This window comes from Chromobacterium haemolyticum (assembly GCF_002081825.1).
GTDB classification, from domain to species: Bacteria; Pseudomonadota; Gammaproteobacteria; order Burkholderiales; family Chromobacteriaceae; genus Chromobacterium; species Chromobacterium fluminis.
Genome location: NZ_MUKU01000030.1, coordinates 1 through 12,215, shown reverse-complemented (window position 1 = coordinate 12,215; position 12,215 = coordinate 1). Strand labels below are relative to the sequence as shown.

General features: G+C 63.5%; 13 protein-coding genes. 8 read left to right on the top strand and 5 right to left on the bottom strand.

What is annotated here, in order from left to right:
* The first annotated feature begins 24 nt into the window (after positions 1-24).
* The 5 genes from paaE (at position 25) to B0T39_RS18480 (ending at position 4,592) form a co-directional block, all read left to right on the top strand.
* A complete protein-coding gene (gene paaE, locus B0T39_RS18500) occupies positions 25-1,092 on the top strand; it encodes a 1,2-phenylacetyl-CoA epoxidase subunit PaaE (protein ID WP_019101130.1) in 1,068 nt (355 codons plus the stop codon).
* A gap of 122 nt (positions 1,093-1,214) precedes the next feature.
* Positions 1,215-1,847, top strand: coding sequence for a TetR/AcrR family transcriptional regulator (locus tag B0T39_RS18495; protein WP_081549181.1), 633 nt, complete (start codon positions 1,215-1,217; stop codon positions 1,845-1,847).
* The gene (locus B0T39_RS18490) at positions 1,816-2,589 is read left to right on the top strand and encodes an enoyl-CoA hydratase-related protein (RefSeq protein ID WP_019101132.1); all 774 of its coding nucleotides are present in this window, start codon (positions 1,816-1,818) and stop codon (positions 2,587-2,589) included. The genes B0T39_RS18495 and B0T39_RS18490 overlap by 32 nt, the downstream gene beginning before the upstream one ends.
* Positions 2,590-2,604: 15 nt before the next feature.
* Entirely contained in the window at positions 2,605-3,819 is a 1,215-nt protein-coding gene (gene pcaF, locus B0T39_RS18485) for a 3-oxoadipyl-CoA thiolase (RefSeq protein WP_019101133.1), read from the top strand.
* Complete coding sequence (locus B0T39_RS18480) at positions 3,819-4,592, top strand: enoyl-CoA hydratase-related protein (protein WP_081549175.1); 774 nt, start codon at positions 3,819-3,821, stop codon at positions 4,590-4,592. Before pcaF ends, B0T39_RS18480 begins: the two co-directional genes overlap by 1 nt.
* A 48-nt stretch (positions 4,593-4,640) precedes the next feature.
* Here the strand turns inward: B0T39_RS18480 and B0T39_RS18475 are convergent, their stop codons facing one another.
* The 5 genes from B0T39_RS18475 to arsC all read right to left on the bottom strand — a co-directional run bounded on the left by B0T39_RS18475 (position 4,641) and on the right by arsC (position 9,864).
* Positions 4,641-6,173, bottom strand: coding sequence for a DHA2 family efflux MFS transporter permease subunit (locus B0T39_RS18475; RefSeq protein ID WP_039754557.1), 1,533 nt, complete (start codon positions 6,171-6,173; stop codon positions 4,641-4,643).
* Between the two features lie 12 nt (positions 6,174-6,185).
* On the bottom strand, positions 6,186-7,346 hold the full coding sequence (locus tag B0T39_RS18470; protein WP_081549173.1) for an EmrA/EmrK family multidrug efflux transporter periplasmic adaptor subunit: 1,161 nt from the start codon (positions 7,344-7,346) through the stop codon (positions 6,186-6,188).
* Positions 7,347-7,356: 10 nt separating this feature from the next.
* A complete protein-coding gene (locus tag B0T39_RS18465) occupies positions 7,357-8,763 on the bottom strand; it encodes an efflux transporter outer membrane subunit (RefSeq protein ID WP_141111297.1) in 1,407 nt (468 codons plus the stop codon).
* Between the two features lie 109 nt (positions 8,764-8,872).
* Positions 8,873-9,373: a MarR family transcriptional regulator gene (locus B0T39_RS18460; protein ID WP_081549171.1), complete on the bottom strand. Its 501-nt coding sequence runs from the start codon at positions 9,371-9,373 to the stop codon at positions 8,873-8,875.
* Positions 9,374-9,516: 143 nt separating this feature from the next.
* A complete protein-coding gene (gene arsC, locus B0T39_RS18455; protein WP_081549169.1) occupies positions 9,517-9,864 on the bottom strand; it encodes an arsenate reductase (glutaredoxin) in 348 nt (115 codons plus the stop codon).
* Between the two features lie 185 nt (positions 9,865-10,049).
* Between arsC and B0T39_RS18450 the strand changes: the two genes are divergently transcribed.
* The 3 genes from B0T39_RS18450 to B0T39_RS25710 form a co-directional block, all read left to right on the top strand.
* Positions 10,050-11,252, top strand: a complete 1,203-nt coding sequence (locus tag B0T39_RS18450) for a multidrug effflux MFS transporter (protein WP_081549167.1) — start codon at positions 10,050-10,052, stop codon at positions 11,250-11,252.
* A 151-nt stretch (positions 11,253-11,403) separates the two neighbouring features.
* Complete coding sequence (locus tag B0T39_RS26525) at positions 11,404-11,766, top strand: transposase domain-containing protein (protein ID WP_081549165.1); 363 nt, start codon at positions 11,404-11,406, stop codon at positions 11,764-11,766.
* Positions 11,688-12,215: transposase (locus tag B0T39_RS25710; protein WP_176219604.1), on the top strand; the 528-nt coding region annotated here is incomplete at its 3' end. The genes B0T39_RS26525 and B0T39_RS25710, both read left to right, overlap by 79 nt.

Sequence of the window (12,215 nt, the reverse complement as noted above, 5' to 3'; positions counted from 1 at the left end):
GAGGACCGGAGTAAGGAGACTGGAATGAGACTAGCTTTTCATCGCCTGCGCATCGTCGAACGCCGCCAGGAAACCGACGATGCCATTTCCTTGATGCTGGAGCCGCCGGCGGAGCTTAGGGAGAGCTTCCGCTTCACCCAGGGCCAGCATCTTGTGTTCCGCGAACAGATTGACGGCGTGGAGCAGCGGCGCACTTATTCGCTGTGCTGCGGTGTGGATGAGGACATCTTGCGGGTGGCGGTGAAGCGAGTGGACGGCGGCGTGTTCTCCAGCCACGTCCATCAGCATTGGCAGCCTGGGCGCGAAGTGGAGGCGATGCCGCCGGAGGGGCGTTTCTTCACGCCACTGGCGGTGGAGCAGCGCAAGCACTATCTGGGCATCGTCGCCGGCAGCGGCATCACCCCCTTGCTGTCCACCTTGAAAACCACCTTGCGGCGAGAGCCGCACAGCCGTTTCACCTTGCTGTACGGCAATCGGAAGCGCGGCGGGATCTTGTTCGCAGACGAACTGGCGGCACTGAAGTCGCGCTATCCGGCGCGCCTGGCGGTGTATCACTTCCTCAGCCGCGAAGCGCAGCAACCGGAGTTGTTCCACGGCCGTCTCGATGGCGAACGGCTGCAAAGGGCGCTGGCCGCGTTGCTGCCGGACAGCGCGGTGGACGAAGCCTTCGTTTGCGGACCCAACGATATGATAGATCAGTCCCGCGCCTGCCTTGAGCGCGCGGGACTGGCCGCCGGGCGCATTCATTACGAACGCTTCGGCGTGCCGGAGCGCGGCGAGGCCAAATCGGCAGCAGCGATCGAGGACAGTCCGGCGGCCAGCGTCACCATCATCATCGATGGTCAGCAGCGGCTGCTGGAACTGGGCGCGGGCGAGCGCATCTTGGAAGCGGCCACGGCGGCCGGAGTCGACCTACCTTACTCTTGCCAAGGTGGGGTATGCTGCACCTGCCGGGCCAAGGTGCTGTCCGGCCGGGTTGCCATGGACAAGAATTTCGCCCTGGAACCGGCCGAGGTGGAACAAGGCTTCGTGCTCGCCTGTCAGGCGCGTCCACGGACCCAGCAAGTGGTGCTCAGTTTTGATGAGCGTTGACGGTTGCTTGTCTAGAACCGCTGGCAAAACCCAGTTTCATCGGGGTTTGCCTGGCGGCTCGTAGTCATCGGGGAGGTTCGCTGGTGCCGCGTCTGGTCTTTTCATTCAACCGATATGCGGATATGGCCAGAACTAAATCTCCCAATTACGAGGCGCAGCAACAAAACATACTGGAAAACGCGGCCCGTCTGTTTGCCGAGCAGAGTTTTCCCAGTGCTTCGATAGCCCAACTGGCTGAGTTGTGCGGCATGTCCAAGCCGCTGCTGTACCACTACTATCGTGATAAATCGCATCTGCTGTTCGACATCGCCGACACCTATGTGGACCGGCTGGTCGGCATCGTCGACGAGGCGGCGCGGCAAGGCCTGCCGGCGGAGGCGCATCTGCGGCTGCTGATCGAGCGCTTCATGGAGGAGTACGCGTCCTCGCGCCACTACCACATGGTGTTGGTGCAGGACGTCAAATTCCTGGGCGAAGCGGACCGGCGGCAGGTGAAGGCCAAGCAGGCCGGCGTGGTGGCGGCCTTCGCCGAACTGATCGCCCGCTTGCGGCCGGAGCTGTCGACGGAGCAGGTCAAGCCGGTGACGATGACCTTGTTCGGCATGATGAATTGGACCTTTACCTGGTTCCGCGCCGACGGCGCGATTGATAGGGCGGGCATGGCACGGATAGTCAGCCAGTTGTTTCTTCACGGCGTGTATGGATGTGGAGAAGGAACTGACCATGAGCGAGCATTTGAGGGAGCGCCGCGCTGAGCGGATCTGCCACCTGGAGATTCACCGGCCGGCGCAGCACAATGCGCTGAGCCCCGAGTTGATGCGGGAGCTGGAGGCCGCGCTGGACGCGGCGGACAGCGACCCCGACATCAGCGTCATTCTGCTGTCCGGCACCGAGCAGGCTTTCGCCGCTGGCGCCGACATCGGCCGCATGGCCGAGTGGGATTATCAGCAAGTCTTTCTCGACGACTACGTGAGCCGGCATTGGGAGCGCGCGCGCAGCGTGCGCAAGCCGCTGATCGCGGCGGTGCGCGGCCTGGCGATAGGCGGCGGCTGCGAGCTGGCGATGATGTGCGATGTGATCATCGCCGGCGAGTCCGCCCGCTTCGGCCAGCCGGAAGTCAAACTGGGCACGCTGCCTGGAATGGGCGGCACTCAGCGCCTGCCGCGCGCCATCGGCAAGGCCAAGGCGATGGAGTGGTGCTTGAGCGGTCAGCTTTACAGCGCCGACGAAGCCGAGAGGGCCGGCCTGGTGTCGCGGGTGGTTGCGGACGCCGAGGTGTTGGCGACGGCGCGGGCGCTGGCTGCACGGATGGCCGGCTACTCGATGCCGGCGCTGATGCTGATCAAGGAGTCGCTGAACCGAGCCTTCGAATCCAGCTTGGCCGAAGGTCTGCTGTTCGAGCGACGCGCCTTTCATGCCAGCTTCTCTCTGGCCGACAGGAAGGAGGGCATGCAAGCCTTTCTCGACAAGCGGTCGCCGCAATTCCAACACCGTTGATCCAGGAGGTTTTCCATGCCCCATGCCTATATTTGCGATGGCATCCGCACCCCGTTTGGCCGTTACGGCGGCGCGCTTTCCGGCGTGAGGGCCGACGATTTGGCGGCGTTGCCACTCGCCGCGCTGATGCGGCGTCAGCCGCAGCTGGACTGGTCCTGCCTGGACGAGGTGATTCTGGGCTGCGCCAACCAGGCCGGCGAGGACAACCGCAACGTGGCGCGGATGGCGGCGCTGCTGGCGGGCCTGCCGCAATCCACGCCGGGAATCACCGTCAACCGCCTGTGCGCGTCTGGTCTGGACGCGGTGGGCCTCGCCGCGCGCGCGATCGCCGCCGGTGAAGCCGACCTGATTTTGGCCGGCGGCGTGGAGAGTATGTCGCGCGCGCCCTTCGTCATGGGCAAGGCCGACAGCTCGTTTGCGCGCAATGCGCGGATAGAAGACAGCACCATAGGCTGGCGCTTCGTCAATCCGGCCTTCCAGCGTCAGTTCGGCATCGATTCGATGCCGGAAACCGCGGAAAACGTCGCGCGGCAATTCCATGTCTCCCGCGCCGATCAGGACGCCTTCGCGCTGCGCAGCCAGCAGCGTTACGCCGCGGCGCGCGAGCGCGGCTTTTTCGACGCGGAAATCCTGGCGTTGGAGTTGCCGCAGCGCAAGGGCGAGTCGCTGCGGGTAGTTCAGGACGAACACCCACGGCCGGCTACCACGTTGGCGGAGCTGGCTCGGCTCAAGAGCGTGGTGGCGGATGGATCGGTTACCGCCGGCAACGCCTCCGGCGTCAACGACGGCGCGGCGGCTTTGCTACTGGCCAGCGGCGCCGGGCTCAAGCGTCACGGCCTGCGACCACGGGCGCGGATTCTTGGTATGTGTTCGGTAGGGCTGGAGCCGCGCATCATGGGCTTGGGGCCGGCGCCGGCGGCGGAAAAGCTGTTGCGGCGGCTGGGCCTGAGCGTGGCGGATCTGGACGTGGTTGAGTTGAACGAGGCTTTTGCTTCGCAATCGCTGGCGGTGTTGCGTCAGTTGGGCTTGGCGGACGACGACGCCCGGGTGAACCCCAATGGTGGCGCGATTGCGCTGGGCCATCCGCTGGGCGCTTCTGGCGCCCGGCTGGTCTTGACCGCCTTGCGCCAGCTGGAAGCCAGCGGCGACCGGTTGGCTCTGTGCTTGATGTGCGTCGGTGTGGGTCAGGGGGTGGCCTTGGTGCTGGAGCGGGTGAAGGAGCTTGCGTGATGGATGAACTGGTTGTGCTGGATTATCCGGCCGCCGGCGTGGCGCGGCTGCGCTTGAACCGCCCGCAGGCGCTCAATGCCTTGAACATGGCGTTGCGACGGGAGCTGGCGCGGCATTTCCAGACGCTGAGCGCCTCGGCCGATGTAAGAGTGATTTTGCTGTGCGGCGACTGCCGCGCCTTCGCTGCCGGCGCGGATCTGGCCGAGCTAGTGGACTGCGACAGCATCGAGTTGATGCAGCGCCAGGTGCACACGCTGTGGCAGGCGATTGCGGACTGTCCCAAGCCGGTGATCGCCGTGGTGGCGGGCTACGCCTTGGGCGGCGGCTGCGAGCTGGCGATGCATGCCGACATCATCGTCGCCGCCGAGTCCGCGCAGTTTGGCCAGCCGGAAGTCAAAGTGGGCGTGATGCCGGGGGCCGGCGGCACCCAGCGCCTGCTGCGGGCGGTGGGCAAATTCCGCGCGATGAAACTGCTGCTGAGCGGCGAGCGCATCGGCGCGGCGGAGGCGCTGGCGATGGGGCTGGTCAGCGAGGTGGCTGCGGATGAGGCGCTGGAAACGCGCGCGCTAGAACTGGCGGCGCAGATCGCCATGCTGCCGCCGCTGGCGGTGGCGCAGATCAAGGAAGTGGTGCTGGCCGGCGCCGACGCGCCGTTGGCGACGGCGCTGATGCTGGAGCGCAAGGCCTACCAGCTCTTGTTCGCGTCGCGGGATCAGAAGGAGGGCATGCGGGCTTTCCTGGACAAGCGCGCGGCGGTGTTTCGGGGAGAATAGAAAAACCGGGCGGCGATGTCGTCGCCGCCCGGCCCGCTCAGGCTATTTTCAATGCGCGCCGCTGTCGCTGCCGGAGGCGGTGAACGGCGGCTTGGCGAACCACACCAGGCCGATCAGCAGTACGAACAGCACGCCGGACAGCCAGAAAATCTCGTTGGCCGCCATGATGTAACCCTGCTTGGTGATCTGCAGCGAGGTCAGCGCCGCCTGCTGCCCGGAGGACAGGCCGGCCATGTCCAGCAGCCGGAACCAGGCGTTGGAGGCCTGATCGTAGAGGCTGACATGCTCGGTCAGGCGCGCGTGGTGCATCGCCTCGCGACGGTCCCACATCGTGGTGGTGATCGAGGTGCCGATGCTGCCGGCCAGAATCCGCAGGAAGTTGGACAGGCTGGACGCGCTGGCGATCTGGCTCGGGTGCAGGCCGGATAGCGTGATCGTGGTCAGCGGCATGAAGAAGCAGGCCACGCCAATGCCTTGCACTACCTGTGGCCACACCACGTAGGCGAAGTCCATCTGGGGGTTGAAGGTGCTGCGCCAGAAGAAGCAGACGGCGTACACGCTGAAGCTCACCGTCACTACCCAGCGCATGTCCAGCCGCTGCGCGTACTTGCCGATGATGGGAGACAGCACCACCGGGATCAGCCCGATGGGCGCCGCGGCCAGGCCGGCCCAGGTGGCGGTGTAGCCCATCTGGGTCTGCAGCATCAAGGGCAGCAGCACCACGGTGCCGAAGTAGAGCATGAAGCCCAGGCTGATGGCGATGGTGCCGACGGTGAAGTTGCGCTGTTTGAACAGGCTCAGGTCGACGATGGGATGCTTCTCTCCAAGCTCCCAGATCACCAGATAAACCAGCGCCAGTACCGCGATCACCGCAAGGGTGATCACCTCGGTGGAGTTGAACCAATCCAGCTCCTTGCCGCGGTCCAGTACCATTTGCAGCGCGCCTACGCCTATCACCAGCAAGGCGAGGCCGATGCGGTCGATCGGCAGATCGACGGTTTCGGTTTCGCGCGGCTTGAGGATGCGCCAGGAAATGAAGGCCGCCGCCAGTCCCACCGGCACGTTGATGAAGAAGATCCAGCCCCAGTGCCAGTTGTCGCTAATCACCCCGCCCAGAATCGGGCCGAACACCGGCGCGACGATCACCGTCATCGCCCATAGCGCCAGCGCCATGCCTTTCTTCTCCGGCGGATAGCAGGACAACAGCAGGCTCTGCGACAGCGGAATCATCGGGCCGGCCACCGCGCCTTGCAGCACGCGGAAGAAAATCAGCATTTCCAGGCTGCTGGACATGCCGCACAGCCAGGAGGTGAGCACGAACAACAGGGTGGAGGCGGTGAACAGCTTTACTTCGCCCAGGCGCTTGGCCAGCCAGCCGGTCAGCGGTACCGCGATGGCGTTGGCCACCCCGAAGGAGGTGATCACCCAGGTGCCCTGGCTGGTGGCCGCGCCCAGGTTGCCCGAGATGGTGGGCAGCGCCACGTTGGCGATGGTGGTGTCCAGCACTTGCATGAACACCGACATCGACAGCGCCAGCGTGATCCAGACCAGCTTGGAGCCGGTCAATGGTGGATGATTCATGGTCCGGCCCCCTTATTCGGCCTTGCCTTCACCCGCGTTGGCCGCCAGCAGCGTCCGCACCAGTTCATCGGCCTGTTTCAGGTCTGGCAACTGGCCGGAGACGTCCTGGTGGGCGACGAAGGGCTGGGCTTCGGCCACGGCCTTGCCGTCGGTGCTGGAGGTGTCCACCACCACATCCATCGACAAGCCGACGCGCAGCGGGTGCGATTGCAGGTCTTTCGGCTCCAGCTGGATGCGCACCGGCACGCGTTGCACCACCTTGATCCAGTTGCCGGTGGCGTTTTGCGCCGGCAGCAGCGAGAAGGCGCTGCCGGTGCCGGCGGACAGGCCCACCACCTTGCCGTGGTAGACGATCTTGCCGCCGTAGAGGTCGGACTTCAGCTCCACCGGCTGGCCGATACGGATCTTGGCCAGTTGGCCTTCCTTAAAGTTGGCGTCTACCCACAGGTTTTGCAGCGGGATCACCGACATCAGCGGAGTGCCGGCGGCCAGGCGCTGGCCAACCTGCACATTGCGGCGGGCGACGGCGCCGTCCAGCGGCGCCTTGATCTCGGTGCGCTGCAGCGCGAGCCAGGCTTCCTTCAGCCGGCTGGCGGCGGCCTTGACCGCGGGCTGCTGCGCCAGCGCGTCCTTGCCCAGCAGCGCGGCGCTGGCTTTTTGCTGTTCGCGCGCGGCGTCCAGCGCGGCCTTGGCGCCGGCGACGGCGTCGTTGGCGTGGCTCAACTCTTCCGCCGACAGCGCGTCGGTGCCGGCCAGCTGTTTGCGACGCTTCAGGTCAGCGTCGGCGCGTGCCAGTTCGGTTTCGCGCAAAGTGACTTGAGCGGCCAATTGCTGGGTGTTGTTCATCAACTGCCGAGTCTGGCGCACGACTTGGGCGAACTCGTTGCGGGCGCGGTCGAAGTTCAGCTGCGCATCGTTTTTGTCCAGGCTGACCAGCAACTGGCCGGCCTTGACGTGTTGGGTGTCGTCCACCAGCACTTTGGCGACGGTGCCGCCCACTTCCGGGGTGACTTGCACCAGATGGCCGCTGACGTAAGCGTCGTCGGTGTTTTCCTGATGGCTGAGCACTAGCGCCCAGTAGGCGCCGTAGCCGATGGCGATGGCGGTGAACAGGGTGGTGGCGATGATCAGATTGCGTTTGCGGCTTTGCGCGGTTTTGGTTTTCTTGTCCATGGATGCGTTCTCAGTGGGTGGCGGGGGCGGCGTTGAAGCCGCCACCCAATGCGGTGTTCAGTGAAACCCAGGCCAGCTTGCGGCCGGCTTCGGCGTCGATTCGCGCCGATTGTTGCGCCAGCGCGCTGTCTTGGGCGTCCAGCAGGTTCAGCTTGTTGATGATGCCGGCCTTGAAGCGGGCGGCGGCGGAGTCGGCTGCGCGATGGCTGCTGTCTTGCGCTTTGCGCGACTGCTCCAGCTGCTTGCCGCTTTGCTGCCAGCCGCTGACGGAGTCGGCAGCGTCGCGCAGCGCGTCCAGTACGGTCTGGTTGTAGCTGTGCACGGCGATGTTGTAGCCGGCCCGCTGTTTGCCCAGATTGGCCTGGATCGCGCCGGAGTGGAAGAGGGGCAGGCTGATCGCTGGCATGAAGCCCCAGAAGGTGGAGTCGCCGTTCATCAGCTTGTTGAATTCCAGCGAGGTCTGGCCGGCGAAGGCGGTCAGCTTGATATTGGGATAGAACTCGGCGCGCGCTGCCTTGACCGCGCCGGCGGTGGCTTCCACCCGCGCGCGCTGGGCGGCGATGTCCGGGCGCTTGCCCAGAAGGTCGGCGCTCAGGCTGTCGGCGTCCATGGCCGGCACGGTCAGCGCCTTGCCGGCTTGCAAGCCGCGCAAGGCTTCCGGGCCTTGGCCGGTCAGCGCCGCCAGCGCATGACGAGCGCGGTCGCTGTCCTGGGTTAGCGCGCTTTGCTGCTGGCGCAGGCGATGCAGCGAAACTTCGTTGCCGCGCTGGTTGTCGCCCGGCAGCAGGCCGGCGTTGATGCGGGCCTGGGTCAGCGTCTGGCGGCTTTCCGCCAGTTGGATACGCTTGGCCAGCACCGCGCTTTGCGCCTGCAGCCGCTGCAACTGGGTGTATTGGGCGATGACGGCTTGAGTCAGCGTCAGCCGGGTTTGCGCGCCTTCGAAGGCGATGGCTTGCTGCTGGCCGACGGCTTCGTCGATCTGGCCGCGGTGCTTGCCCCAGAAGTCGAACTCCCAGCTGCCCATCAGCATCGCGGTGTAGGCGTTGACGTAGTCGCGCGAGATCGGCGCCGGGAACTCGTAATGGAGCTGCGTCATATTGGCGCTGAAATCGAGTTTGGGGCCGCTATTGCCTTCGACGATGCCGACTGCGGCGCGCGCTTGGCTCAGCCGGGCTTCGGCCAGTTTCAGCGAGGGCGCGTCCTGCAGGGCCTTGGCTACCAGCTGGTTCAGCACGGCGTCGTTCAGTTGCGTCCACCAATCATTGGCGATCTGTTCGCCCTGGCCATTGGCCAGCCGTAATTGTTCGGCTTTGAGCTCAGATGCCGGGACGTTGTCAGGGCCGAAGCTCGCGCAGCCGCCCAGCAGGGCGCTGAGCAGCAGGGCGCTGACGCCGTGCTGCCATTGAGTCTTTTTCACCTTGTGGGACTCCCGTATTCACTTGCTGTATTAGCAATTGGTAAAGTGATTGATGATGTGATAGTCACGCAAGTTATTATAAGGGCGAAAAAAAGCCGGTTTCCCAGCTTTAACCGCCCAGGCTGCAGAGCAGTTTGCGCAATAAGCGTTCGAACTCCTGTTTTTCCGCGGCGTCGAAATCCGACCACAACTCGCGGTGGCATTCGCGTGAAACGGGCAGCAGGGATTCCACGAGTTGCACGCCGCTCGGCGTCAACTCCAGCAGGATCTTGCGCCGGTCCTCCGCGCTGGGCGAACGAGCTGCCCAACCATTTTTGACCAGTTCGTCGGCAATGCGCGTGGCGTTGGTGCGTGATGAATCCAGTGTGTCGCTGATTTCAGACGGATAGAGCGCTTGTTGCGGGCAGGCGTACAGCGCCAGCAAGGCCATCCACACCGTCTCGTTGAGGCCGTGATGCTTCAGCTTGTCGCACAGATGGGCGGACAGCCGCGGCAGGATGTGGTATAGCAAGCGCGCCAGAATGACTTCCTGGCGGGGCACGCCGGGAAAACGCGCTTCGATCCGGTTAACGGCCTGCTCAAGCGTTTGAAATGACTTGGTTGGATTCATGGTCGTTATTTTAGTAACGGATGTTACTATTCCGCAAGTGATAATTTTGAAGGGGATGGGACAGATGCAGGCCGGCGGGGCGTTGGGTGCAAAAACGCCCAAGAGCGATTGCCTTGGGCGCTGGAGGGCGGAGCCGGCGAAGCTTAGTCCAGAAGCTGCAGCACCCGTTCCGGCGGCCGCCCCACCACGGCGCGTTCGCCGCAGACGGCGATAGGGCGCTCGATCAGCTTGGGATTGTCTATCATGGCGGTAATCAGATGTCTGGGTTCTAGCGTGATGTCGTCCAGGTAGAGTTCGGCGTACTCCTCCTCTTTCTGGCGAATCAAGTCGCGCGGCTCCATGTTTAGGAGAGTCAGCAGGCGCTCCAGTTCTTCGTAACTGGGCGGGTGCTTCAGGTACTCTATGATTTCTATTTCCGCGCCGGCGTTTTCCAGCAGGCTCAGCGCCTCTCTGGATTTGGAACAGCGGGGGTTGTGATACAGGCGGATCATGCTGGTCTCTCCTTGTTATGGCTGGCGTGGAGTGGATTGATCGTGGCACGAAATCGAAGCCGGCGCCAGCGGCGCGAGCTTGAACGGCAAGATATGCACTATGACGTTTTATTTATATCAGTCCGGTTTGGCAAGTGTCGGCCTAACCGTTAACATGCATTGACTCTCATTGTTATTTATCCGCCATGCACCCCTCCACTCGCAGCCACTTCGGGCTGGCAATCCTGTTGGCGGCCCTGTCCACGCTGGGGCCGTTTTCGATCGACACTTTCCTGCCGGCGATGAGTGCGATCGGACAAAGCCTGGCGGTCTCGCCACTGCAGATGCAGCAGGCGTTGACGGTATATCTATTGTCTTACGCGGTGATGATGCTGTGGCATGGCTCGATCTCGGACGCGGTGGGCCGTCGCCCGGTGGTGCTGGTCACCACCTTGTTGTTCAGCCTGGCGTCGATAGGCTGCGCTTTGGCCGACAGCCTGGGCCAGCTGCTGCTGTTCCGCGCGCTGCAAGGCTTTTGTGGCGGTGCCGGCCTGGTGGTGGGGCGCGCCATCATCCGCGACAAGCTGGACGGCGCCGACGCTCAGCGGCTGATGTCGCAGGTGACCATGCTGTTCTCGCTGTCGCCGGCGATTGCGCCGGTGGTGGGCGGCTGGCTGTTCGGCGCTTTCGGCTGGCATTCCATCTTCGTGTTCATGGCCTTGATCGGCCTGGCGCTGTTCCTGATGAGTTGGTTTGCCTTGCCGGAAACCCATCATGAGTCCGTACGGCAGCCATTGAAAATCAAGTATCTGTTGGCCAACTACTGGCAGGTGGGGCGCAAGCGCGAGTTCCAGCTGCTGACCGCAGCGGTGTCCTTCAATTTCGCCGGCTTCTTCTTGTACATCCCGTCGGCGCCGGTATTTCTGATGCAGCATCTGCACCTGGGGCCTGAGCAGTTCCTGTGGATGTTCGGCCCGGCGGTGTCCGGCATCATGTTTGGCGCCTATTTGTCCGGCAAGATGGCGGGGCGGGTGTCGCAGAAGGACATCGTGTCGCGCGGCTACGTGGTGATGTTCATCGCCGCCGGCTGGAACTTGCTGTACAACCTGCTGGCGCCGGAAGCCGCGATGCCGTGGGCGGTGCTGCCACTGGCGCTGTACACCACCGGCATGTCGATCGCCGCGCCGTCCATCACCCTAAACCTGATGGACCAGTTCCCATCGCTGCGCGGCACCGCTTCCTCGCTGCAGGGCTTTTTCCAGACCATGATGTCCAGCGTGGTGGCGGGTCTGATCGCGCCGTTGGTTTGGGGCAGCCCGCTGAGCCTGGCGGCCAGCATGATGGTCATGCTGGTGCTGGGGTTTGTGTTCCGGATGGGTTATAGGAGGAGGGTGACAATGGCATCCTGATAATGCCGTAGAGTCTTAATGATTAAGACCGTATCAATAAAAACACCACAGCCTCGCTGTAATGCCGTTCACTTAAGCAAGTGAACGGCATTTTTCATGGTGCGAATCTTGCTCATACTTCGCTCATGTTGACTCACTCATTTCCATCCCTATGGTTGGCAAGGCTCACAAACACCCTGATTTCTCTGCCCTTTCTCAGAAAATTGATCCTCAATGGATCGTCCACGCCCTTGCAGTGACCGGCAAAGCCAGCGTGCGACGGCGTAAATTGCCGGCCGAGCAGGTCGTCTGGCTTCTGATCGCGCTGGCTAGGTTCCGGCATCAATCCATCCCGGAAGTCGCTGCCCATCTCGATTTGGTGCTGCCCGACGAGGCTAACCCCGACATTGCCAAAAGCGCTTTGACCCAGGCACGACAGCGGCTCGGAGAAGAACCATTGGCTCAACTCTTCACTCTCTCTGCGCCGGGGCTTGGGATGAACGGCAGCGACGCGGACGAACTTGGCGTGGGTTAGCCCGTTATGCCATCGATGGCAGCACCCTCCGAACCTCCGACACGCCGGAAAATCGCCAGCACTTTGGTGCTCAGGTCTATGCCTCGGGCGTTGTGGCAAGCTACCCCCAGTTGCGGCTGCTGACGCTAACGGCATTGGCCACCCATTTAGTACGGGAAGCGGTGTTTGGCGAATATGGCAAGAGTGAAATGCGCTATGCGCGCGACTTGCTACAGGCGGTTCCAGATCATTCGCTCACGGTGTTCGATAAGGGCTTTCTCAGTGCGGACCTACTGCTGCAACTTCAGCAAGCCGGCACTGAGCGCCATTGGTTGATTCCGGCCAAGGCCAACAGCAAATGGGAACGCCTAGATCCACACCCGACCGATTACCGGGTCCGGATGAAGGTCTCGCCGCAGGCCCGCGAACACAATCCAACCCTACCGGCCTATTGGGAAGCTCGGGCCATC